The organism is Erwinia sp. STN24, from assembly GCF_041320675.1.
Lineage (GTDB): Bacteria > Pseudomonadota > Gammaproteobacteria > Enterobacterales > Enterobacteriaceae > Erwinia > Erwinia aeris.
On sequence record NZ_JBGGPM010000002.1, the window covers coordinates 184,334 to 208,608 of the forward strand.

19 protein-coding genes and 1 other annotated feature are annotated in these 24,275 nt (G+C 58.7%); of the genes, 8 read left to right on the forward strand and 11 right to left on the reverse strand.

Annotated elements, in window-relative coordinates:
* Positions 1–40 precede the first annotated feature (40 nt).
* Positions 41–451, reverse strand: a complete 411-nt coding sequence (cueR, locus tag ACA373_RS11125) for a Cu(I)-responsive transcriptional regulator (protein WP_253455001.1) — start codon at positions 449–451, stop codon at positions 41–43.
* 153 nt (positions 452–604) lie between these two features.
* Here cueR and copA point away from each other — a divergent pair, with 153 nt between their 5' ends.
* The 3 genes from copA (at position 605) to ybaK (ending at position 4,642) form a co-directional block, all read left to right on the forward strand.
* Complete coding sequence (gene copA, locus ACA373_RS11130) at positions 605–3,106, forward strand: copper-exporting P-type ATPase CopA (protein ID WP_370734507.1); 2,502 nt, start codon at positions 605–607, stop codon at positions 3,104–3,106.
* A gap of 87 nt (positions 3,107–3,193) precedes the next feature.
* Positions 3,194–3,994 (forward strand): TraB/GumN family protein, encoded by an 801-nt coding sequence (locus ACA373_RS11135; RefSeq protein WP_301252362.1) that lies wholly within the window; start codon positions 3,194–3,196, stop codon positions 3,992–3,994.
* A 162-nt stretch (positions 3,995–4,156) separates the two neighbouring features.
* Positions 4,157–4,642, forward strand: coding sequence for a Cys-tRNA(Pro)/Cys-tRNA(Cys) deacylase YbaK (gene ybaK, locus ACA373_RS11140; protein WP_370734508.1), 486 nt, complete (start codon positions 4,157–4,159; stop codon positions 4,640–4,642).
* On the opposite strand, the gene ACA373_RS11145 is transcribed toward ybaK, so the two are convergent.
* Positions 4,639–5,505 (reverse strand): LysR family transcriptional regulator, encoded by an 867-nt coding sequence (locus ACA373_RS11145; protein ID WP_253455006.1) that lies wholly within the window; start codon positions 5,503–5,505, stop codon positions 4,639–4,641. The genes ybaK and ACA373_RS11145 overlap by 4 nt on opposite strands.
* A gap of 85 nt (positions 5,506–5,590) precedes the next feature.
* On the opposite strand from ACA373_RS11145, the gene ACA373_RS11150 reads away from it, so the two are divergent.
* Complete coding sequence (locus tag ACA373_RS11150) at positions 5,591–6,025, forward strand: multidrug/biocide efflux PACE transporter (RefSeq protein ID WP_253455007.1); 435 nt, start codon at positions 5,591–5,593, stop codon at positions 6,023–6,025.
* On the opposite strand, the gene ushA is transcribed toward ACA373_RS11150, so the two are convergent.
* Positions 6,014–7,759, reverse strand: coding sequence for a bifunctional UDP-sugar hydrolase/5'-nucleotidase UshA (gene ushA, locus ACA373_RS11155; RefSeq protein ID WP_301289738.1), 1,746 nt, complete (start codon positions 7,757–7,759; stop codon positions 6,014–6,016). The genes ACA373_RS11150 and ushA overlap by 12 nt on opposite strands.
* Positions 7,760–8,193: 434 nt before the next feature.
* On the opposite strand from ushA, the gene ybaL reads away from it, so the two are divergent.
* On the forward strand, positions 8,194–9,879 hold the full coding sequence (ybaL, locus tag ACA373_RS11160; RefSeq protein WP_301729880.1) for a YbaL family putative K(+) efflux transporter: 1,686 nt from the start codon (positions 8,194–8,196) through the stop codon (positions 9,877–9,879).
* 261 nt (positions 9,880–10,140) lie between these two features.
* Here ybaL and ACA373_RS11165 read toward each other — a convergent pair whose 3' ends face one another.
* The 7 genes from ACA373_RS11165 to dnaX all read right to left on the reverse strand — a co-directional run bounded on the left by ACA373_RS11165 (position 10,141) and on the right by dnaX (position 18,528).
* Positions 10,141–11,445 (reverse strand): inosine/guanosine kinase, encoded by a 1,305-nt coding sequence (locus tag ACA373_RS11165; RefSeq protein ID WP_125288466.1) that lies wholly within the window; start codon positions 11,443–11,445, stop codon positions 10,141–10,143.
* A gap of 75 nt (positions 11,446–11,520) precedes the next feature.
* Positions 11,521–12,480, reverse strand: a complete 960-nt coding sequence (gene hemH / locus ACA373_RS11170; protein WP_253455011.1) for a ferrochelatase — start codon at positions 12,478–12,480, stop codon at positions 11,521–11,523.
* Between the two features lie 116 nt (positions 12,481–12,596).
* Complete coding sequence (gene adk, locus ACA373_RS11175; protein WP_253455012.1) at positions 12,597–13,241, reverse strand: adenylate kinase; 645 nt, start codon at positions 13,239–13,241, stop codon at positions 12,597–12,599.
* Between the two features lie 378 nt (positions 13,242–13,619).
* Positions 13,620–15,494 (reverse strand): molecular chaperone HtpG, encoded by a 1,875-nt coding sequence (htpG, locus tag ACA373_RS11180; protein WP_370734509.1) that lies wholly within the window; start codon positions 15,492–15,494, stop codon positions 13,620–13,622.
* 96 nt (positions 15,495–15,590) lie between these two features.
* Entirely contained in the window at positions 15,591–16,196 is a 606-nt protein-coding gene (recR, locus tag ACA373_RS11185) for a recombination mediator RecR (protein ID WP_301252356.1), read from the reverse strand.
* The gene (locus tag ACA373_RS11190; protein ID WP_125288461.1) at positions 16,196–16,525 is read right to left on the reverse strand and encodes a YbaB/EbfC family nucleoid-associated protein; all 330 of its coding nucleotides are present in this window, start codon (positions 16,523–16,525) and stop codon (positions 16,196–16,198) included. Before ACA373_RS11190 ends, recR begins: the two co-directional genes overlap by 1 nt.
* A 53-nt stretch (positions 16,526–16,578) precedes the next feature.
* Complete coding sequence (dnaX, locus tag ACA373_RS11195) at positions 16,579–18,528, reverse strand: DNA polymerase III subunit gamma/tau (RefSeq protein WP_253455015.1); 1,950 nt, start codon at positions 18,526–18,528, stop codon at positions 16,579–16,581.
* Positions 17,173–17,234, reverse strand: a sequence feature (DnaX frameshifting element). Its footprint overlaps the gene before it by 62 nt.
* Positions 18,529–19,044: 516 nt before the next feature.
* Between dnaX and ACA373_RS11200 the strand changes: the two genes are divergently transcribed.
* The gene (locus ACA373_RS11200; RefSeq protein WP_370734510.1) at positions 19,045–22,569 is read left to right on the forward strand and encodes a hypothetical protein; all 3,525 of its coding nucleotides are present in this window, start codon (positions 19,045–19,047) and stop codon (positions 22,567–22,569) included.
* Positions 22,570–22,616: 47 nt separating this feature from the next.
* On the opposite strand, the gene apt is transcribed toward ACA373_RS11200, so the two are convergent.
* Entirely contained in the window at positions 22,617–23,168 is a 552-nt protein-coding gene (gene apt / locus ACA373_RS11205) for an adenine phosphoribosyltransferase (protein ID WP_253455016.1), read from the reverse strand.
* A 269-nt stretch (positions 23,169–23,437) separates the two neighbouring features.
* On the opposite strand from apt, the gene ACA373_RS11210 reads away from it, so the two are divergent.
* Complete coding sequence (locus ACA373_RS11210) at positions 23,438–23,971, forward strand: primosomal replication protein (protein ID WP_301729882.1); 534 nt, start codon at positions 23,438–23,440, stop codon at positions 23,969–23,971.
* Positions 23,972–24,022: 51 nt separating this feature from the next.
* Positions 24,023–24,268 carry a GlsB/YeaQ/YmgE family stress response membrane protein gene (locus tag ACA373_RS11215; protein WP_253455019.1) on the forward strand — a complete coding sequence of 82 codons (246 nt, stop codon included), beginning with the start codon at positions 24,023–24,025 and terminating at the stop codon, positions 24,266–24,268.
* Positions 24,269–24,275 lie beyond the last annotated feature (7 nt).

A 24,275-nucleotide genomic window follows, 5' to 3' on the forward strand; every position in this document is an offset into this window, starting at 1 on the left:
GATTTTTACGGGCCGTAAAGATGCCTTAGCGAGCGCCCGCTTAACGCCCCTTGCTCTCGTGGCAGCATCCCGCCAGGTTATCAATAATAGGGCAATCGGCGCCCTCATCGCCCGGACAGCTGGCCGCCAGCGCCAGCAGCCGCTCGCGCATCAGGTTCAGTTCGCTGATATGCGCTTCGATTTCCGCCACTTTATTCAGCGTTCTGGCTTTTACCTCGGCGCTATGGCGCTGCGGATTGTGGAAGAGCAGCAGCATTTCACGGCACTCTTCCAGGCTAAAGCCCACCTGGCGCGACTGGCGCAGCAGCGTCAGCTCCTCCAGATGCTTTGTCGTGTAGTGGCGATAGCCGTTCTCGCCGCGCGAAGGTGCGGTCAACAACCCTTTTTCCTCATAAAATCGGATGGCCTTGCTGGTCAGCCCGGTTTTTTTAGCTACGTCGCTAATGTTCATATAGGGATCCGCCTGTCTGCTATCGCTTAATTTTAACACTCTTCACGGCAGGACTAAAATTGTCCGTGCCGGCCAGAGACAAGCTTGACCCTCCCCTTGATGGAAGGTTTATCCTTAATCCTGACGGTGTTCCGACTAAGCAAAGGAGTTTTTATGTCACAAACAACGGTATTAAAACTGGATGGCCTTTCCTGCGGTCATTGCATAAAAAGAGTCAAAGAAACGCTGGAGAAACGGGATGATGTGGATCAGGCCGAGGTATCTCTGGATGAAGCCCGCGTAACCGGCCACGCTGCACCGCAGGCGCTTATCGCGGCGGTAGAAGAGGCAGGCTATCAGGCCGCGCTGGCGGACGACGCGCGCCCAAAGCCTGAACCGCTGACAGTATCAGATCCCCAGCCGGAAGCGCTGACAGCGGCCCCTTCTCAGCTTCCGGCAACCGATGACAGCTTTCATCTGTTAATTGGCGGCATGAGCTGCGCCAGCTGCGTCAGTCGCGTTGAGCACGCGCTGCAGCAGGTGCATGGCACGCATCAGGCGCGGGTAAATCTTGCCGAACGCAGCGCGCTGGTGATGGGCGACGTTTCGCCCGATGCGCTGATTCAGGCGGTGCGCAACGCGGGCTACGATGCCGAAATTATCGAAGATGAAAGCGAGCGCCGCGAAAAACAGCAGCAAACGGCGCTTAAAGCGATGCGTCGTTTTCGCTGGCAGGCGCTGCTGGCGCTGGCGTTTGGTCTGCCCCTGATGGGCTGGGGCATGCTCGGCGACAACATGATGTTAACCGCCGATAACCGCGTCACCTGGCTGACACTGGGCGCCGTGACGCTGGTAATTATGGTCGTTGCGGGCGGCCATTTTTATCGTAGCGCCTGGCGCAGCCTGCTGAACGGCAGCGCGACGATGGATACGCTGGTCGCGCTCGGCACGGCGGCGGCCTGGCTCTATTCCAGCGCGGTCACCCTGTGGCCCGCTGCTTTTCCTTCAGAAGCGCGCCACCTTTACTACGAAGCCAGCGTAATGATTATTGGCCTGATTAACCTTGGCCATATGCTTGAACAGCGCGCGCGCCAGCGATCTTCTCAGGCGCTGGAGCGATTATTGGATCTCACCCCGCCTTCCGCCCGTGTGGTTATCGCCGGTGAAGAGAAAGCGATGCCGCTCAGCGAAGTGACGCCCGGCATGACGCTGCGCCTGACCACGGGCGATCGCGTGCCCGTTGATGGCGTCATCGTCCAGGGCCAGGCCTGGCTGGATGAGGCGATGCTGACCGGCGAAGCGCTGCCGCAGGAGAAAAGCGCGGGCGACAAGGTTCACGCGGGCACGGTAATGCAGGACGGCAGCGTGCTGTTCACCGCCAGCGCGGTCGGAAAAAATACCACGCTGTCGCGCATTGTGAATCTGGTTCGCCAGGCGCAAAGCAGCAAGCCCGAACTCAGTCGCCTGGTAGATAAAATTTCTGCGATTTTCGTGCCCGCCGTGGTCGCTATCGCGCTGCTGAGCGCGGCCGTCTGGTATTTTATCGGGCCTGCGCCGCAGCTGGTTTATACGCTGGTTATTGCCACGACGGTGCTGATCATCGCCTGTCCCTGCGCGCTTGGGTTAGCCACGCCGATGTCGCTTACCGCCGGGATGGGCCGCGCCGCCGAGTTTGGCGTGCTGGTGCGGGACGCGGACGCGCTGCAGCGCGCCAGCACGCTGAATACGCTGGTTTTTGATAAAACCGGTACGCTGACGGAAGGCAAACCGCAGGTGGCGGCCATCCGGGTGTTTAACGGTGCCGACGAGCAGCAGGCGCTCTCGCTGGCGGCCGCGCTGGAGCAAGGTTCGCAGCATCCGTTGGCCCGCGCCATTATCGGGCGCGCCGGTCAGGCTGCTTTGCCCGAGGTCACCGGCTTTCGCACGCTGGGCGGCCTGGGCGTCAGCGGGCAGATCCAGGACGAAACCTGGCGGCTGGGCAACCGTACGCTGATGGCGCAACACAATGTGGTTGAGGAGGAAATGGACAAGGCGATCGCCTCTCAGGCCGCGAAAGGCATGACGCCGGTGCTGCTGGCAGCGGGCAATCAGCTTAAAGCTATCTTTTTCCTGCGCGATGCCCTGCGTCAGGAAAGCGTCGCCACGCTGCAGCAGCTGCGCGAGCAGGGTTATCGTTTAGTGATGCTGACGGGCGACAATGAAATCACCGCGCAGGCTATTGCCAGCGAAGCCGGCATCGATGACGTTATTGCCGGGGTCTTGCCGGACGGGAAAGCAGAAGCGATTAAAAAACTACAGCAGCAGGGAGCCAGCGTGGCGATGATTGGCGACGGCATTAATGACGCACCGGCGCTGGCGCAGGCGGATGTGGGTATCGCTATCGGCAGCGGCAGCGACGTGGCGATTGAGACGGCAGGCATCACGCTGATGCGTCACGATCTGCACGCCGTGGTGGACGCGCTGGCCGTGGCAAAAGCGACGCTGCGCAATATGAAGCAGAACCTGCTGGGAGCGTTTATCTATAACGCCTGCGGCATCCCGATTGCGGCTGGCGTGCTCTATCCGTTAACCGGCACCCTGCTCAGCCCGGTCGTAGCCGGTGCCGCGATGGCGCTCTCTTCGGTAACCGTCGTCAGCAACGCCAACCGACTGCTTCGCTATCAGCCGCCAAAGTGACGCACAGTCTTGTCTGAAAGCCCGGTCTCCGTCTGTCCTTCGGTGGGCTAAACCGTTAGCATAAGGGAAACTAACGGAGCGGAGCCTATGGGAAAATTACTGCAAAAGGCTGTCGCGCTGTGGCGCAAACTCTCGCCCATTAGCTATGCCTATCCGGCGCAGGATATGGCGCTCGGCGCCCGCCATCTGCATCTGGTGGGCAGTATTCATATGGGCACGCAAACCATGATGCCGCTTCCGGCGGCGCTGCAAAAAAAACTGGCGCGGGCCGATGCGCTGATTGTGGAGGCGGATATCACCTCCGGCGCCTCGCCTTTTAGCGCCAGTGAAATCTGCCCGCCGCTGGCGGAGCGTCTGAGCGAGCGGGAGCTGGAGGAATTGCAGCGTGTCTGCCGCGAGGTCGCTATTGACGCAGAAGTTATCGATCGGCTGCCCGCCTGGCAGATAGCCTTAATGCTGCAGGCGCAGCAGGCCCAGCGTCTTGGGCTGCGGGCCGATTACGGTATCGATTTCCAGCTGCTCAGCGCCGCCAAAGCGCAGGGGAAAAAAATCATCGAGCTGGAAGGGCCGCAGGCGCAGCTGGATCTGTTGAAAGCGCTGCCTGATAATGGCCTGTCGCTGCTGCAGGATACGCTGCAGCACTGGCACACCAACGCGCGCCTGCTGCAAACCATGATTGGCTGGTGGCTGGAAACGCCGCCTGCCGACAGCCGACCGGCCCTGCCCGGCACCTTTAACAGCGCGTTAAACGAGGTGCTGATGCTGCAACGCAACCAGCGCTGGCGGCAGGATCTGACGGCGTTGCCGCCAGGGGAGTATGTGGTAGCCGTGGGCGCGCTGCACCTGTATGGCGAAGGCAATTTGCCGGATCTGCTGAAAAAAGGCTAAAAAAAAGGCCAATATCGCTACCGGCCATGAATAAGATCTGTTTTATGATTTTAGTTCGCCTTCGACAAAGGCCGAAGGGGCAAAGATTGTCGCCTGGATCCCACATTTTCGCCAGTACTTTTTTTCGCCAGTTGTTCCATGCGCCACCTGAGGAGAAGCGCCGTGACGCCAGCCGTAAAACTGCTTGAAAAGCAAAAAATAAAATTTCAGCTGCACAGCTATGAACACGACAGCAGCGAAACCCATTTTGGCGATGAAGCCGTACGGATGCTGAACCAGGATCCCGATCGGGTGTTTAAAACGCTGTTGGTTTCGCTAAACGGCGAGCCAAACACGCTGGCAGTAGCCGTCACGCCCGTTGCCGGCCAGCTGGATTTAAAAAGCGTCGCCAAAGCGCTGGGCGTAAAGAAAGTTGACATGGCCGATCCGCAGATCGCCCAGCGAATCACGGGCTATCAGCTTGGCGGCATCAGTCCGCTGGGACAAAAAAAACGCCTGCCCGTTGTGGTGGATACGCTGGCGCAGCAGTTTCCCACCGTGTTTGTTTCCGGCGGACGACGCGGGCTTGAGATAGAGCTGGCTCCGCAGGATCTGGCGCGGCAGCTCAACGCCAGTTTTGCCGCTATCGCGAAGCGCGACCGCAGCTAGTTGGTCTGCGCCAGCAGCCGATCGATCATCCAACGCCCGGCCGGTCCGGGCGGCGACAGCCGCGACCAGGCGACGTCCACCGAAAGATTCTGCGGCCAGCCGGCGATCGGCAGCTCGCGCAGCACCTGATGGCCGAACTGCTCCACCAGCCAGCGCGGCAGTATCGTCCAGCCAAAGCCCTGTTCCGCCATCTCCAGCAGCAGCAGATAAGAAGGCGCAGACCAGACGCCGTTGCCCGGCCGGGGCCGCCCCTTCTCTACCCACGTGTTCAGACAGAGCTGCCGCTCGCTTTTTAACGCTTCGCTGCTGACGACAGCCTGCCGCGTCAGCGGATGATCCTGATGCAGATAAATAGCCATCTGCGCTTTAACCTGAAGCCTTGCAGTGGCGATATCAGCCGGGTAATGCGGCTGCACGCGGATCACCCCAATATGCGCCCTTCCGGCCTGGATCAGATCGATAACGTCGGCATCTTCGGCAATCATGCATTCAAATTCAATCTGCGGATAGCGATCGGCAAAGCGTCTCAGCAGCGATTCATGGTAATCCGCCTGCCAGAAATCGGAGATCGCCATGCTCAGGCAGGGTTCCACATCGCCAGTCAGGCGGATAGCTAGCTCATCCAGCCGCTCGCTGGCCGCCAGTATTTCCCGCACCTGTGCCAGCGCCCGCTGCCCGTTCTCTGTCAGCACCGGCGAGCGCCCGTCGCGGCTGAACAAGGCGAACCCCAAATCTGTTTCCAGGTTGGCCACGGCAGCGCTGACGGTGGACTGGCTTTTACGCAGCGCTCTGGCAGCGGCAGAAAAGGAGCCGCTTTCCACCGTCTGTACAAACGCCTGTAACGATTCCGGTGAATATCGCATTTAAGTATCGCTTTTTCCGATGGGTAATCATTTTATCTTAGCAAACCGGGCAGGCAAAATACCGGTCTGATTTTAAGGAGAACCAATGAGCCGTACACTGAAAGAACGTTTTTTCCACGCCCTGGGTTTTGAAGCATTGGCCGTGACGATAGTTTCGCCGCTGGCCGCGTGGGCAATGGATAAACCGCTGTTCCAGATGGGCGCGCTGGCTATTATGCTGTCGACCGTCGCCATGCTCTGGAACATGGTTTACAACGCCGGTTTCGACCGTCTATTCCCGAACGGCCGTCAGAGCTGGCTGCTGCGTATCGTGCACGCGCTGGCTTTTGAAGGCGGGTTTATTCTGATTGGTTTGCCAATCGCCGCCTGGATGCTGGGCGTTTCGCTGTGGCAGGCGCTGCTGCTGGAAATCGGCTTTTTCCTTTTCTTCCTGCCCTATACGGTGGTCTATAACTGGTTATACGATACGCTTCGCGCCAAATGGCAGCGCAAAGCGCATCCTGTGTCTTCAGAACAGTGACGACCAGACCTGGCGCATAGCCAGTTCAATACGCGGCAGCCGCCATTTTTTCGGCGGCTCGTCGGCTTTTTGTTCCGTCACGGCGGCCTTCTGCTGATAAAGAATTTCGTCGTGCGGTGCAAAAGCGCTGGCTTTCAGCGGCGAGTGCTTCTCAATATACTGTTTCAGCACCTCGGCATCGACAAAGCCGGTGTTTACGTAGCCCGGCATAGAGGTGATAACAGGATAGCCGTCGCCGCCGGTCGCGTTGAAGCTGAGCGTCGCCATGCGGTAGGTTTTGTCCGCCTGGAGCGGTTCGCCTTTGATTTTTACGTCATGAACGCTGCTGCCATCGGCCGTCAGGCTAACGTTGGCCAGCTGCGCGTAGGCGCCGGAATCGACCTGTTTATTCGCCACTACTGCCAGATATTTTTCAACTTCGCTGCCCTTCATATCGACATAGACGACCGTGTTGCCGAAAGGCTGCACCTTCAGCACATCCTTGTAGGTGATGTCGCCGGGTTCGATGGAGTCCCGCACGCCACCGCCGCTCATTACCGCGAAATCAGCGCCGGTTCGCTCTGCCTGCGCGCTCAGGAGCACACGGGCAAGGTTGGTCTGCACAAAGCGCACCTTGCTGCGATCCCCTTCCAGATGGCCGTCTACGCTGCCGATTTTGACGTTAAGCTGCGCTTCTCCCTTTTTCTGGAAAGGCGTCAGCAGCTTCATCATCGCCGGATTTTTGGCGATTTCCTGGGTGTAATTCACCCAGCTGACGCTGCCGTCGGCATTGGTCACCTTATGCCGCAGATTGATCGGCACCAGTTCGTAATGTTCCAGCGTCAGCTTGCCGTTGAGGAAGGTAAAATCGGCCCGGCCGATATATTTTCCCCATTCGTGCGCCTGAACAATCCAGGTGCCGTTTTGCCGATCCGGCTGGCACGGCGTGCCCGGCACGTAATCCGCCTGCTTAACGTTTTCCTTCGCCATACAGACCGGATCCTGAGAATGGCCGCCCACGATCATATCCAGATAGCCTGCCGGCAGCGCCCGAGCCATCTCCACGTCGCCCGGCGCGTTGGAGCCGTGATTGCCGTTATCGTAGTGTCCCATATGCGTCGCCGCGATAATCACGTCCGGCTTCTCCTGCTGGCGCAGCGCTTCCACCACCGCCTTCGCTTCCGTCGCCGGTTTATGAAAAACGATGTCGGTAAAATTCTCTGGGTTGCCGATTTTAGCCGTGTCGTCAGTGGTCAGTCCGATCACCGCGATTTTCAGTCCCATCCGATTAAACAACGCATAGGGCTGGAACAGGCGCTGTCCGGTGCTTTTCTGATAAATGTTGGCGGAAAGCAGCGGGAATTTCGCCCATTTTTGCTGCTGACGCAGCACGGAAAGCGGGTTATCAAACTCGTGATTGCCGATCGCCATCGCATCGTAGCCAATCAGGTTCATGCCGCGAAAGTCGGGCTCGGCATCCTGTAAGTCCGATTCTGGCACGCCGGTATTGATATCGCCGCCGGAGAGGATCAACACCGCGCCGCCGTGCGCCTGCACGTCGTAGCGGATCTGATCCATCATGGTTTTTTGCGCCGCCAGCCCGTACTCGTCATGCTCGTTTTGCCAGAAGCGGCCGTGATGATCGTTGGTATGCAGCACGGTGAATTTATAAACCCGGTCTTTAACCCAGGCCTGCGCGGCAAGCGGCGCGCTGAGTAAAGCCAGCGCCAATAGCGTCAGCGAGTTTTTTTTCAGTGAAAGCACAACGGATCTCCTTGTTGAAGCACTTATAAGGCTGGCGTAACCAGCAATCTACTACAGGCGCGGCGAATGGCAAGCGGTGCCGGTTTTCGGCAGCGCGTCGCGGGCCCTTAAAACAAGCGCGACGGCCAGATGAGTGCTAAATCTGCGGCCTTGCTGCATACGCATCCTGTTTAGTGCGGTTGTTTGCAGCTGTGTCGCAAAAAAGCGGCCTGCGTTTTGAAAGATAACTGCATAATCTTTATTATTAGAGCAGTCATTATTCAGCTCTCCAGCCACTTAACACATTAAAATCACGCGATCCTGTGTGTTTTTGCTGCCAGCGCTTTTTTTCACATTTTTACCTGAATAAGGCAGGCAGACTAGCCGGATATACCATACACTTTAAGCTTACATTCGGATACATTTGCACATACAAGGAGAGAAGCATGCACCACACTACCCCGCTTATCACCACCATTGTCGGCGGGCTTGTTCTCGCTTTTCTCCTGGGTATGCTGGCCAATCGGCTGCGGGTTTCGCCGCTGGTTGGCTATTTGCTGGCTGGCGTGCTGGCCGGCCCGTTCACGCCCGGTTTTGTCGCCGATACCAATCTGGCACCCGAGCTGGCGGAGCTGGGCGTCGTGCTGCTGATGTTTGGCGTTGGCCTGCATTTCTCGCTGAAGGATCTGATGGCGGTTAAAGCAATCGCCATCCCCGGCGCCGTGGCACAGATTGCCGTCGCCACGCTGTTAGGGATGGGGCTGTCTTCGCTGCTGGGCTGGCCGTGGATGACCGGGCTGGTGTTCGGCCTTTGCCTTTCCACCGCCAGTACCGTGGTGCTGCTGCGCGCGCTGGAAGACAGGCAGCTTCTTGACAGTCAGCGCGGGCAGATCGCTATCGGCTGGCTGATTGTGGAAGATCTGGTAATGGTGCTGGCGCTGGTGCTGCTTCCGGCTATCGCGGGCATGTTTGAGCAAGGCAACGCCAGCGTAAGTATGCTGCTGATCGATCTGCTGATTACCATCGGCAAGGTGGTGGCCTTTATGGTGCTGATGATGGTGGTCGGTCGACGCGCGGTGCCCTGGATCCTCGCTCGCAGCGCCGCAACCGGTTCCAGAGAGCTGTTTACCCTGGCGGTGCTGGCGCTGGCGCTGGGCATCGCTTTTGGCGCGGTAGAGTTTTTTGACGTTTCCTTTGCGCTGGGCGCCTTCTTTGCGGGCATGGTGCTGAACGAGTCCGAGCTGAGCCATCGCGCCGCGCATGATACGCTGCCGCTGCGTGACGCCTTTGCGGTGCTGTTTTTCGTCTCCGTCGGGATGCTGTTCGACCCGATGATCCTGCTGGAACAGCCGCTGGCGGTTGCGGGCGTGCTGGCTATTATCGTGCTGGGCAAATCGCTGGCCGCGCTGCTGCTGGTGCTGCTGTTCGGCCATTCCCGCCGTACCGCGCTGACCATTTCGGTGAGCCTGGCGCAGATCGGCGAGTTCGCCTTTATTCTCGCCGGACTGGGGATCTCGCTAAAGCTGCTGCCTGATGAAGGCCGCAATCTGGTGCTGGCGGGCGCCATCCTTTCCATCATGCTTAATCCGCTGCTTTTCGCGCTGCTGCAGCGCTATCTCGGTAAAAAAGAGGCCGAGGAAGAGCAGCAGCAGGCCGCAATAATGGAAGAGGAAAACCCGATCCCGGTTAATCTCTGTAACCACGCCATCATCGTCGGTTTTGGCCGCGTCGGCAGCCTGCTGGGCAGGAAACTGATAGAAAATGGCGTGCCGATTGTGGTGGTTGAGAACAGCCGGACGCGGGTGGATGCCTTAAGGGCGGAAGGGATCAGCGCCGTGTTGGGCAACGCTGCCCGCACGGAGACGATGGATCTGGCGCGTCTGGACTGCGCGCGCTGGCTGCTGCTCACTATCCCTAATGGTTTTGAAGCGGGCGAAATCGTCATCGCCGCACGAGAGAAGCGCCCGTCGATTGAGATCCTCGCGCGGGCGCATCATGACGAAGAGGTGCACTACATTACCGAGCGCGGCGCAAATCAGGTGGTGATGGGCGAGCGGGAGATTGCCAACAGCATGCTGAATATTATGCTCGCCAATGAAAAGGCAAGCGCGCCGCAACCCAGCCCGATCTGAAAAGGCGAGTTTGATGACAAACTTAAAAGCCTGCGGCTTACACTGCCATTTTTACAGCGATACAACCGCTTCACAGCGGCGGAGGCTGAGCGGATAAGCGGACCGTTTTCGCGCATGGACGCGCGAAACGAGCCTACATGGACGTGCGCGTCCGTGTTCCGCTCTGCCTCTGCGGCTATTTACCAGACTGATAGCCAACTGATGGCTGAGCATAGCTTTGTTAACAGTCTCAGGCGGTCTCTGGAAGAGGCCGCGCTCGTCTTATCTTTCCCAGTAGGACTCTTCCAGGCTGTCTTCGCGCTCCGGCAGCCCTCGGGTCAGGCGCGGCGAGTGCTGATTCAGCACCTGATAGCTGACGCGGTTGGCGTATTTACAAACCTGCGCCAGCGAGGAATAGGTCAGGTAGCGACGACCGTGTTTGCTGGAGTTCGGCACGTTCAGACGATGATAGTCGTTAGCGGTGATATCGTGCAGCACCGCCGCCAGCGCGCCGTCGCCCGCGCCGTTGGTGTTCATGATCTTCTCCGGGCCGCCCATATAAGGCGCGATATGCGAGAAAATGCGCAGCGGCTGCTCGCAGTCCTGGTGGCGCATCGCGCGGCTGAACTCATACTGGTTGAACTCCGGGATCGCGCCTGGCAGCAGCGGATGCTGCGTTTTGCGCTTGCCCTCTTCCTCAGTGTAGCCCGCCATATACAGACCGTTCGGCCCGGCGGTGCACAGCACCAGATCCACCCAGTCCAGCGCCATATTCGCCGCCTGTAGCGGATCGCTGAAGCCGGTCAGCGCCTCGCCCTCTTCCTCGTTCATCGCCACCACGGAAACGTGATCGCGCAGGAAATCGCGCCAGAACTGCGGATTGTCGCCAATCACGTATTTCGTGCCCAGCGTCAGCACCACCGGTACGTTATGCTTTTTCGCCCAGGCGATGGCCTGCATCGTTGCTTCCGCCATCGGTTCGCCCGGCTTGCAGCGCAGCAGATAAGAGGTCAGCAGCAGCGCGGACGCGCCCGCTACCACCTCTTCAGGAATGCTTTCCTTGCTCAGCTGGTTCATCATGCCCGGACTGATGGCAAAGGTACGCTCGCCGTGTTCGCCAATCAGCGTAAAGCAGCGGCCGATAGCGCCGTCGACGCCCTGCAAATAGTTCAGATCGGTACGGCTGGAGGTATTGCACAGGTAGCGATAGGCGTAGCTCCCGATCTGCACGTTGCTGCACATCACGCCCAGCAGCACCGAGCGGTCGTCGGCCAGCACCGAGTAGTTGTGCAGCGTGTTGCCGATGGTACCGCCCGCAAACTGATGGGTGATCAGGTTGTTTTGCGTCAGCTCTGCATACAGCGCTTCGGCAACCTCGTCTTCAATCACCAGCGAGTGGCCCGCACTCAGGCCGTAGCGCGCCACAAAAGCGTCATCCACCTTCGCTTCGATATCCACCAGGATCTGATCGATACCCGCTATCCAGCTGGTCGCGGTTTCGCTTTCCGGCTGCACGGGCTGGAGCAGCGGGTCGCGCGCGCTGACGGGAAAGTAGTGTTTGGATTTACGCTGGCCGGGAAATTTCATATTGCTGACTTCTGGAAAGAATAGGAAGCAGCCAATGATAACAGGGATGCGGCTAAGTGCCCACACCCCTCTTTTTTAGCGCTGGCTGTTGACCAGCTCAACCATCATATCGATATGTAGCTCATCGTCGTTCAGCGCCGGGATATATTCAAACTTGGTACCGCCCGCGTGCATAAAGAATTCGCAGTTCTGCTCGCTGATCTCTTCCAGCGTTTCCAGACAGTCGGCGGAGAAGCCAGGGCTCATGACCTGTACATGCTTCACGCCCTTTGCCGGCAGCGACTGCATCGTTTCGTCAGTATAGGGCGTCAGCCACGGCTCGCGGCCAAAGCGCGACTGGAAAGTCAGCATCGCTTCGTGTTCGGCCAGGCCCAGCGCGGCAATCAGCGCCTCGCTGGTTTCCCGACAGCGCAGCGGATAATCGTCGCCCTGATCGGCAAAACGCTGCGGAATGCCGTGGAAAGACATCACCAGCAGATCCGGCTTGCCATGTTTAGCAAACGACCGTTCGACCGACGCCTTCAGCGCGGCAATATAGGCCGGATGCGTGGCGTAATCGCGGATAAACTGCACCGAAGGCAGGCTGCGATAACCGGCAAAGACCTCGGTGATGCCGTCCCAGACCGCCGCCACGGTAGAGCAGGAAAACTGCGGGTACAGCGGCAGCACGATCAGGCGGGTTACGCCCTGCGCCATCAGGCTGTCAAGCGCGCTTTTCAGGCTCGGATTGCCGTAGCTCATGCCCAGTTCCACAGGCATAGGTAGCCGGGCCGCCAGCGCTTCGCGCTGCCGTTTGCTGTAGACCATCAGCGGCGAGCCGTCTTCCATCCAGACCGATGCGTAAAGTTTTGCAACGCGCGGCGAACGGATCGGCAGGATCACGCCGTTCAGGATTGGCCACCACAGCCAGCGCGGCGTATCGACCACGCGCTTGTCGCTGAGGAACTGTTTCAGGTAGCGTTTAACAGCAGGCGTGGTTGGCGCGTCAGGTGTACCTAGGTTCACCAGCAGCACGCCGGGTTTATCTTGCCTCATTGTTATTCCTTCTCTGGGCATGTCAGGTGATGAAAACGAGAATCATTCTAGCGGAAAATCAGGAAGGGGTAACCAATTGCTGTAGTAGGGCCAGCTTTTGCTGGCCCCGGAAGGTATTAACCGAAGATTTTTTCCAGTTCGGCGCTGACTTCAGACACTTTACGGGTGCCGTCAATTTTGTGGTAAGCGGTGTGGCCCGCTTCCGCTTCTTTGCTGTAGTAGGCAATTAGCGGCGCGGTCATCTGATGATATTCCACCAGGCGCTTACGCACGGTTTCTTCCTGATCGTCTTTACGCGTGGTCAGCTCTTCACCGGTCACGTCGTCTTTGCCTTCCACCTTAGGCGGGTTGAAGGTCACATGGTAAACGCGGCCGGATGGCGCATGAACGCGACGACCCACGATACGTTCAACAATCAGCTCGTCCGGTACGGCGAACTCCAGCACGTTGTCGATTTTGATGCCCGCTTCCTTCATGGCGTCAGCCTGAGGGATAGTGCGCGGGAAGCCATCAAGCAGGAAACCGTTACGGCAATCTTCCTGCGCGATGCGCTCTTTAACCAGGGCAATAACCAGTTCATCAGTGACCAGTTTGCCTGCATCCATCAGTTCTTTGGCCTGTTGACCCAGCTCGCTACCGGCTTTAACCGCTGCGCGCAGCATGTCGCCCGTGGAGATCTGCGGAATGCCGTATTTCTCCATAATAAACTGAGCCTGTGTCCCCTTACCTGCACCCGGAGCACCGAGCAGAATAATACGCATTGCGTAAATCCCCTTGCGAATCGCTTTAATCAAGTTATGTAGGGCATGAACATACCATCATGCCCCTGTATCCACAAGGAACGCGGCCGTTAAGCTGGGTTATCGCCCGGTAAAGTTACCGGTAACGCCAGGGGGTTTCGGCATTATTGACGCCGCTTTAGCGCTTTACGGGCGCCGTCGTGCCGAAAGCCTTGTTTTCAGACAATTTCACCTTTTCGCCAGCAGGATCGCTACCGGTATAGTCCCTTGAGAGACGCGGTTTTCGGCAGGATCGCGCTTGCGGGAAAGCGTCGGGATGACAGGGAGTTGAGTTAAGAACCAGGCAGGAGGGAAACCAAACAGAAAGGCAGAGGGCGTTGCCCCCTGCCTTTGACCGATTTAGCCCAGCAGCAGCTGGTTCATGCGGCGGATAAACTGGTTAGGATCTTCCAGCGTGCCGCGCTCGGCAAACATCGCCTGATCGAGCAGCAGCTCAATCCACTCGCCGAAGCGGGCTTCATCCTGCGTATCCGCAGCGCGTTTAACCAGCGCGTGCTCCGGGTTCAGCTCAAACAGGTACTTCACTTCCGGCACCGGCTGGCCCGCAGCGGCGAACAGCTTCGCCATCTGGGTGCTCATGTCGTTGGCGTCGGTGGTGACGATAGCAGGCGTGTCGGTCAGGCGGTGCGTCAGACGCACATCCTTCACGCGCTCGCCCAGCAGCGTTTTCACGCGGTCGACAAACGGCTCCAGCGCTTTTTCCGCTTCTTTCTGCTCTTCGCTTTCTTCGTCTGCCAGCTTGCTCAGCGCTTCGTCCGCCTTGCTGACGCTCTGGAAGGTTTTGCCATCGAACTCGGTCAGATAGCTCATCATCCATTCGTCGATACGATCGGAGAGCAGCAGCACCTCGATGCCTTTCTTACGGAACAGCTCCAGATGCGGGCTGCTTTTCGCGGCGGCATAGCTGTCGGCGGTGATGTAGTAAATCTTCTCCTGCCCTTCCACCATGCGGCTGACATAGTCTTCCAGCGACACGGTCTGCGCGGAGCCTTCACTGCTGGTAGAGGCAAAACGCAGCAGTTTGGCGATGGTTTCTTTGTTGGCGCTGTCTTCAGCCGGGCCTTCTTTCAGCACCAGACCGAACTGCTGCCAGAATTTCTGATACTGCTCTTCGTCATCCTTCGCCACTTTCTCCAGCATTTGCAGCGCGCGCTTGCTCAGGGCGTTACGCAGATTCTGGGTAATGCGGCTGTCCTGCAGGATTTCACGCGAGACGTTCAGCGGCAGATCGCTGGAATCTATCAGGCCGCGCACGAAGCGCAGGTAGTTCGGCATAAACTGCTCGGCGTCGTCCATGATAAACACGCGCTGCACGTAGAGCTTCAGCCCGTGCTTGTGATCGCGGTTCCACATGTCCCACGGCGCCTGCGAAGGGATATACAGCAGGCTGGTGTACTCCTGCTTGCCTTCTACGCGGTTGTGGCTCCAGGTCAGCGGATCGGCAAAATCGTGCGAAACGTGTTTGTAGAACTCTTTGTACTCGTCGTCGCTGATCTCAGACTTGTTGCGCGTCCACAGCGCCTGCGCCTTGTTGATTTTTTCCCAGTTGGAGGTTTTCTCTTCTTCGTTATGCTCTTCGATCTCTACCGGCAGCGCGATGTGATCGGAATATTTGCTGATGATGCTGCGCACGCGCCACGCGTCCAGGAACTCGTCTTCGCCTTCGCGCAGATGCAGCGTAATCTCCGTACCACGATCTTCTTTCGTGATATCGGCAATGGTGTACTCGCCTTCGCCTGCGGATTCCCAGAACACGCCTTCATCCGCAGCGGCGCCGGCAGCGCGGGTGCGCACGGAAACCTTGTCCGCCACGATAAAGGCGGAATAGAAGCCGACGCCGAACTGGCCGATTAGCTGGCTGTCCTTCGCCTGATCGGATCCTAATGATTCCAGGAAGGATTTGGTGCCCGATTTGGCAATGGTGCCCAGATTCTCAATGACTTCGTCTCGCGTCATCCCGATGCCGTTATCGCTCAGCGTCAGGGTACGATTTTCCTTATCAACAGAAACACGCACGCGCAGATCGCCGTCGCCCGCGTAAAGTTCCGGCGAAGAAAGCGCGCGGAAGCGCAGCTTGTCGGCCGCATCGGAGGCGTTGGAGATCAGCTCACGCAGGAAGATTTCTTTGTTTGAATAGAGGGAATGGATCATCAGGTGCAGAAGCTGTTTTACCTCTGACTGGAAGCCACGCGTCTCTTGTCCTTTCATGGTCATTGCTACCTCAGTTAACTTGGCGGTTTACATTGAGAAGTAGAATGGGGACGACTGGCGGGTTTTCAAGACGGCACGACGCATCGTGCCGTTAAATGACTAAAATTTAATCTTGTGGCGCCCGGCCAGAGAGTGGGAAAGCGTGGTGCCGTCCACCATCTCCAGCTCGCCGCCAACCGGCACGCCGTGGGCGATGCGGCTGGCGTCAACGCCATACTGACCGCACAGCTCGGCAATGTAGTTGGCGGTCGCCTCGCCTTCAACCGTAGGGTTAGTGGCCAGGATCACCTCCTGAATCGTCTCTTTTTCCAGCCGTTGTTCCAGCCGGTCAAGACCGATATCGTTCGGGCCAATGCCATCCAGCGGCGAAAGGTGCCCCATCAGCACAAAGTAGCGGCCGGCGAACTGCCCGGTCTGCTCAATGGCGTGAATGTCGGCCGGGCTTTCTACCACGCAGATAAGACCCGTCTGCTGACGACGAGTATTCGCGCAGATGGTGCAGATTTCCTGCTCGGTAAAGGTGCGACAATCTGCACAGTGTCCAATTTCCGACATGGCGCGCGTCAGCGCCTGCGCCAGACGCATTCCGCCGCTGCGATCGCGCTGCAGCAGCTGGAACGCCATACGCTGGGCCGATTTCGGCCCCACGCCGGGCAGACAGCGCAGCGACTCCATCAGGCTTTCAAGGAGCGGGCTGGTCTGCATCAGAACGGCATCTTGAAGCCAGGCGGCAGCTGCATCCCGCTGGATACCGCAGACATTTTCTCTTTCTGCGCTTCCGCTACGCGACGGGCGGCATCGTTAAATGCGGCAGCGACCAGATCTTCCAGCATATCTTTGTCGTCTTCCAGCAGGCTTGGATCAACCTCTACGCGACGGCAGTTGTGTGCACCGTTGATGGTGACCTTCACCAGTCCCGCGCCCGATTCGCCCGTTACTTCCATGGCCGCGATCTCTTCCTGCACCTGCGCCATTTTGTCCTGCATTTGCTGGGCCTGCTTCATCAGGTTACCCAGTCCGCCTTTTCCAAACATAATTTTCTCTCTTAAGAAGGGCCGTACTCATGCCGCAGCACGGGAACAGCGTTTCAAAGGGGGCGAATACTCTCTTCATCCACGTCCGCATCAAAAAAGCGACACAGCGTCTGAATATGATTATCCGCGATAATTGACTGACGCGCCTGCGCCAGTTTCTCTTCGTAGATTTTTTGTCGCCACTCCAGCGGCGTCAGCACCGTCGGATTATCGTCTTCAATCAGCGTCAGTTCAACCGGCTTGCCTGCCGCCGCGCTCAGCGCCTCGCTCAGCGCTTTCTGCGCCGACGGCGAGTTCAGGTGACGCTGGCTGGAACGCAGGTGCAGACAGATCCCGTCTGCCGTCTGCTCTTTCCAGGCGTTCAGCGCCAGCTGCTGCACCAGCTTCGGCAGCGTCAGCCCGGCGATTTCCGCCGCCCAGGCGTCGCGCTGCTGCGATTCCGTGGTCAGCTTCGCCATCAGCTCCGGGGTTTTCTCATGTTCTAACGCCGTGCGCAAGGCTTTGGGCGTGGCCACCGGTTCTGGCTTCGCCTCGACGGTTTGCGCTTTCCAGCGATAGGCCTCCGGCTTTACCGGTTCAGTCGCGATAACGGCGCTTTGCCGCTTCTGACCACGCTCGGTCGCGGCAGCCAGCCGCTCCAGCGCCGAGCCTGCCGGCCGCGCATTGGGCGCTGCCGGCTCACTCTTTTTTAGTTTGGTCGCTCCCTGCTGGCGCATCAATTGCGTTCGCGCCTGCAACAGCTGGCTGGTGGTATCAGGCAGCGGCGCGCTGGCCTGCACGGTATGCGTCGGCGCCGGGCCTGCCGGCGGCTGGCTCTGCGCTGCGGACGGCGACGGGATCGTTTCCTGTTGGCCCGGCGCTGAAGGCTGAGCCTGCGGCACCATCGCAGGACGCGCGACCGGCTCTGCAATCACTTGTTTAGGATGAAAAGCCAGCGCGCGCAGCAGCGCCATCTCTACGCCCATGCGGCGATCGGGTGCCAGCGGCAGCTCTTTGCGGCCGACCAGCAGCGTTTGATAATAAAGCTGTACGTCGGCAGGCGGCAGAACGCGCGCCAGCTCGCGCAGGCGCTGCTCGGCAGTGGCGAACTCTTCACCCAGCGCGGAGGGCAGCAGCTGTATCATCGCCACGCGGTGCAGCAGCGTCAGCATTTCTACCAGCAGCGCTTCCCACTCGACGCCGCGTGAAGCGGCCTGGTCCAGCAAAGACATGACCTGCTCGCCTTCGGCGTTCACCAGCGCTTCGATCAGCGCCAGCGGCTGCTCGTCGTCCAGCGTGCCAAGCATAGTGCTGACCGTCGCCGTGGTGATCTGCCCCTGCCCCATGGCGATAGCCTGGTCGGTCAGGCTTAACGCGTCGCGCATACTGCCATCGGCGGCTCTTGCCAACAGCTGTAACGCGCGCGCTTCGGAGGCGATCTGCTCCGCTTCCAGCACGTGCTCAAGCTGGCCACGGATCTGGCCAACGTCCAGCGCCTTCAGATGGAATTGCAGGCAGCGCGATAAAATAGTGACCGGCAGCTTTTGCGGATCGGTAGTAGCAAGCAAAAACTTCACGTGCTCGGGCGGCTCTTCCAGCGTTTTCAACAGCGCGTTAAAGCTGTGCCGCGAAAGCATATGCACTTCATCGATCAGATAAACTTTAAAGCGGCCGCGCGCGGGCGCGTACTGCACGTTATCCAGCAGATCGCGGGTATCCTCGACCTTGGTGCGCGAGGCGGCGTCGATCTCAATTAAGTCGACAAAGCGGCCCTGTTCGATTTCGCGACAGTTGTCGCATTTTCCACAGGGCGTAGCGGTAATGCCGGTTTCACAGTTAAGGCCTTTTGCCAGAAGACGGGCAATAGTGGTTTTTCCCACGCCCCTGGTGCCGGAAAAAAGATAAGCGTGATGGATGCGGCCAAGCGACAGGCCGTTCGCCAGCGCGGTCAGCACGTGCTCCTGACCGACGACATCACTGAACGCCTGGGGACGCCACTTGCGGGCCAGTACCTGGTAGCTCATTCGTGATTCATCATTGATTTATAGAGAATAATTCATCTAAACACCGTTAACCCGTGTTTTAGCCTCGTTGCTGATTGCCGCTACAGTGTACCAGTACGGCCTGGGTCATTCCTATCACTTTGCGTAAAACCAGCGGCTAAATCCGCTTGTGGCCAGCACCAGTAAAAACGCCGTTCAGATAATGATAAAAAAAGAATAGCGTGAAGTTGGGCAGAAAATTACCTGTCGCAGCCAGAAAACCGCACAACCCGAAAATCAGTCACTTTTCCTAAAATGACAAAACAGATTTACCCTCCAAAAATTAACGTATTTAATAACGACACCCTAAAAAATAGCTTTATTAAACAATAGCTGGAGGAGCTGGAGTTATTTAAGAGTGAATCAAATTACATTATATTTAACCAATTGAAAATAAGCGATTTTATAAGAAAAATTTATACAATCCTTGTCAAATAAAACTAATGGACTGGTAAAATGGAAAATAAGAAAAGGACATTTCATCCTGAAAAGCCGGGTATGCAGAATAAAAAAAGATGGCTCGGCGCTTTTAACGCGCTGGCGATCTTTATCTCGCCCGGCACCGTTTTTATTCATTCTGCCCAAGCGGAAGATAATATTACCGTCGGCGCCCAGGGCGGCGATGGCGGCAGCGGCAGCACCGCCAGCCTGCCGGGTGAAGCAGGCACCGGCGGCAACGGCGGCAACGGTGCTAACGCGGCGGGAAACGGCAACGGCGGCAGCGGCAGCGACGGCGTGTCGGGCAGCAACGGCGCCAACGGTACGCCGGGCGTCGACGGCGCGATCGGCACCAGAGGCTCCGACGCGACTGGCTCATTGCATAATGTGAAAGGACAGCTGGGCATACTGCAAATTGGCGGCGGCGGCGGCCATGGCGGTCTGGCGGGCGAAGCCTCAGCCGGTGCCGGCGGCGGCGCGGCAGGAAAAGGCGGAAACGGCGGCAGCGGCGGTAATGCAGGCATGGGCGGCGATGGCGGTAACGGTGGCGACGGCGGCAGCGGCGGTCATGGCGCGAACGGCGGCAGCGGCGGCGTCGCGGCGACAGGCGGAAACGGCACGCTGACTATTAATCAAAGCGCTTTTACCAGCACGGTTCTGGCCGTCGGCGGTGATGGCGGCGCCGCCAGTGCGGGAGGAAACGGTCAGCCCGGCGGCGGCGGCGGTGCCGGAAAAAGCGGCGGCGAGGCGGGCGTCCCCGGTTTGCAGGCTGCCGGTGGGATGCCGGGCAACGGCGGCAGCGGCGGCGCGGGCGGCAAAGGCGGCAGCGGCGGCAACGGAGCCGATGGCGGTAACGGCGGCAGCGGCGTATTGACCCTCAACGGCACTACGGTAACGGTCAGAAGTACGCTGGCCGTCGGCGGCGCAGCCGGTGACGGATCGGACGGCGGCGATGGCGCAAACGGCGGCAACGGCGGCGATGCGGGACACACTGCCGATCCCTATATCGAAACCAACGTCACAGGCGAAACGGGCGACAGCGGCAACGGCGGCGGCGGCGCTAAAGGCGGAAACGGCGGGCGCGGCGCTAACGGCGGCAACGGTGGCGAAGGCAGGCTGTTGCTTAACAACAGCACCGTAAACGCGCAGGCGCTGAAGGTTGGCGCTAACGGTGGGAAAGGCGCTAACGGTGGCAACAGCGGCAGCAACGGCCAGGCAGGCGCGGCGGATAGCGTTGCGGCAGCCGGAAAAGGCGCAGCTGGCGGCCAGGGCGGTTTGGGCGGCAACGCCGGACAGGCCGGCACCGGCACGCTGACGGTGGAAGGCAGCACGCTGACCGTGACCTCCGGCATCTCTCTTGGCGGCGACGGCGGCAGCGGCGGCAACGGCGGCGCGTTACAGGGCAGCGCCGCCGCCGGTAGTGGCGGCAATGCTTCCAACGGCGCGGCCGGTACGCTGTGGTTTAACAGCGGTACGCTCAACAACGGCGGCACGCTACAGCTGGGCGGCCAGGGAGGCGATGCGGGCGATGGCGGCAGCAACAACGGTGCCAAAGGTCGCTCGGGCAACGGCGGCAAAGCGGGTAACGGCGGCAACGGTATCGCCATCTTCACCAGCGGCAGCGGCCAAATCGGTACAACCGTTCAGCTCGGCGGGGCCAGCGGCAGCCACAACGGCGTATTAAACAGCAGCGCCTGGGCGCAGACAGCTGGCGCTGGCGGCACGGGCCAGCTGGAACTGCGCGGCGGCACCTTTACCGCCGGCACGCTGGCTATCGGCACCGCCACGGTCTGGAACGCGCTGACCGGCGTCGCCTCAACGGCAGACGGGCGCTATTTGCAGAGCGGCGGGAATTTCCGGGTCAATAATACGGAACTGAACAACGGCAGCCTGATCGTCAGCGGCGGCACCTTTACCAGTAAAACGCTGGAGGCGACGCAGGGAACGCTGACCGTCAGCGGCGACGGCTCGATCGTTTTTGGCTCTACGGAGCTGAACGCGCATCACTGGCAGGAAAGCGTGGCGCAGCTTCAGCAGGCGCTGCAAACAAGCTGGAACGGCAAGCTGATCCTGAGCGGCGACGGCACGATCGATTTCGCCAGCAACGAGCTCGCCTGGCGGATCGGCGGCGATGAGGCAACGCAGGGATTAGGATCCTCTTCGCTAACGGTGATCCATGCCCGATCCTACATAGACTCCGGCAAAGTCGCGCTGGCGCTGGGCAATGCGCAGATTGACAATAAAGCCAGCCTGCTGGTGCTGACGGATGATGGCGTAGCCGCCGGTGAAAGTTTTACGATAGCAACAGGAGCAAACCCCCTGACGACGCCCGGCTGGCAGCAGGCGAACATTAATACCACCAGCCGTCTGATAATGGCGACTTCATCGACCGATGCAGAAGGAATGCTGCTTACGCTCGGCAATGCCGATTACAGCGCCGCCTTGCCGAAACTCTCTGCCGGCTCGGTAAAGCTGCTTAAGGCGATGACCACCGAAGTAGGGGTAAACACGGCTTCCGACAACGCTGCCCAGCAGTTCCTTTCACAAACGATGGACGTGCGCTTCGTCAGTGATGCCGCGACCGCTGCACGTCTGGTGGAATCCGCCATTAACTTCGCCTCCGTGGCTAACGTTGCAGGCGCCAGCTATCAGACGATGTCTGCCGCGACCCGCGCCCTCGCCCGCCATCTTTCCCAAAGCGAACATCTTTTTGACGGCACGCCGCCGGAAGAAGGCTTTAATCTGTGGACATCACTGTTCTACGATAACGCCCGTCTGAAAGGCTATAGCGCTGGCGGTTTTGACAGTAAAAGTAAAACCAGTATGGGCGGCGCTTTTATCGGCGCTGAAGATACGTTGATTACGCAACAGGGCGCGATCCTGAAAACCGGCGTCGCACTGCATACCGGCCGGGGAAAAAGCAGGACGAGCGGCAATCTCTATCCGGTGAAAAACGACCTGGATTTCTGGGGCGGCTCCCTGTACGGCAGCTGGTTGAACAATAACTGGGATCTGGTGGCTGACGTAGACTACTCGCGGGTGAGCCATGATATGAAGATGTCGCTTCCGGCTGCGGGCTATCCAACGCTCTCAGGCGAAGCGAAATCAACCATCATAAGCGCCGGGCTGACGGCGGAGTATCTGTTCAACCTGGACTATCTGGATGTGATACCGCATACCGGCCTGCGCTACACCCGGCTGAAAACCAATAGCTTTACGGCGAAAAGCAGCGGTAAATCCTTGTTCAATAACGCTGCCGCTTCGGCCTCGCTCTGGTCGGTGCCGCTGGGAGTCAGCCTGGCTCGCGAATTTCAGTACGAATCGGGCTATACGCTGAAGCCCAGAGTGGATCTTTCATTTATCGCCACCACCGGCGATACCACTCACGGTACCCGCGTCAGCATGGCCGACGTTAGCGGCACGGGCTGGAGCGAGTCCCGGCTTGCCGACGGTTCGGCTTTCAGCTTCAGCACGGGCGCGGTGCTGCAAAAAGGCGATCTGACCTATGGGTTGCATTACGACCTGCAAAAATCGTCGCACGAAACTGCTCAGGCGGTTTCGGCCTCCTTCAACATAAAATTTTAAATAAAAAAAGGCTGGCAAGCGCCAGCCTTCTTTTTTTCTACAACGGCTTAGTGACCGGGGAAGTTCACCAGGCTGAAGCACTCCAGCCCCATCGCCTTCAGGCGCGCTTCGCCACTCAAATCAAACAGATTGATGATAAACGCCGCGTCTTTTACCTCGCCGCCTGCGCGACGGATCAGTTTGACGGTCGCTTCAATCGTGCCGCCCGTAGCCAGCAGATCGTCTACCACCAGCACTTTGTCGCCCGGTCCGATGGCATCGCAATGCAGTTCCAGACAGTCCGTGCCGTATTCCAGCTCGTAGGTTTCAGCGAAGGTTTTACGCGGCAGCTTGCCCGGCTTGCGTACGGGCACAAAGCCTACGCCAAGTGCCAGAGCCACCGGCGCGCCAAACAGGAAGCCGCGCGCTTCGGTACCTACAACTTTAGTAATACCTGCATCACGATAGCGTTCAACCAACAGTTCAATGCTGAGTGCATAGGCTTTTGGATCTTCCAGCAGGCTGGTGACGTCACGGAACAGAATGCCTGGCTTAGGATAATCCTCAATGCTTTTGATACTGTTTTTAAGAAATTCAAGCTGCTGCGCAGTCGCGGTCATAGTGTTATGCCTGGTAAATACAAATCTGACTCGCGCAGCTTCGTTGCTCTGGCGAGGAAGTCGCAGAGCAAGACGGGAGTGTCCGGGGGAAGCCACGCACGAAAACGACCAAATCTATGCAAATCGTCCGACAATTGCAACCGTCGGAAGCAAAATCCACGTATTTGTTGCCCTTAATCAACCTGAGTCGCTCAGGAAAAAGCAGACCAGCGCACAGATCGATCAAATTAAGCGTATTATAGGCGCGGCTCACCAGGGGAGAGAGAAAAATGAAAAGCGCCCATTTGCTTGAGCAGCTGGAAGCAAAGCTGGAACAACTGGCGCAGACCATTGCGCCTCACGCTAACCAACGCACCGCGAAAGCGCGTTTTGACAGCCAGCTGTTTCACTGCCACGGTACGCGGCTTGCCGACTATCTACAGGAAGCGCGGCAAAGTATGGCCTTACTCAGGCAAAGCGTAAACGGCCACCGCACGGAGCGCGTTGCCTGGATGGCCGAACGCGTGGTGCTGCAGATAAGCGCGCTACAGCGCGAGCTGGCTACGCTAAAGCTGCGCAACAGCGAAACCAGACCGGAGCCAGAGCCGGAGAATCTTTACGAGAAGCTGGCGAAACATCAGGATTACGAGCGCCGCCTGCGCGCAATGGTCGCCGATCGGGAAAGCCAGCTTGCTCATCAGGAAACGCTGGCGCAGCAGCGGAAGCTGCAGCAGGAAATCGCGGCGCTGGAGGGGCGGTTACAGCGTTGTCTGCTGGCATTAAAAAAAATCGAGCGCGCGATTGAAAACCGCGACCGACAATGAGTACGCAGCGGCGTTGCTATACTTTTTGAAAAAGCTGACTGGAGATCGCAAATGGGACTTCTCTCCTGGATAATCATCGGGCTATCGGTAGGATTCGTTACCCGCTATGTCTTTCCTGGCCGCCCCGGCGGCCTGATAGCGACGCTGGCGCTGGCCATCATTGGCTCGCTGGTCGGCGGCTATATCGGGGTCTTTTTTAATTATGGCAGCCTGGCCGTAGCGGAACCCAGAGCGCAGCTGATTGCGCTGGCTGGCGCACTGCTGATGGTATTGGTTGCTAAAAAACTCCGTATTTAAATCGGGA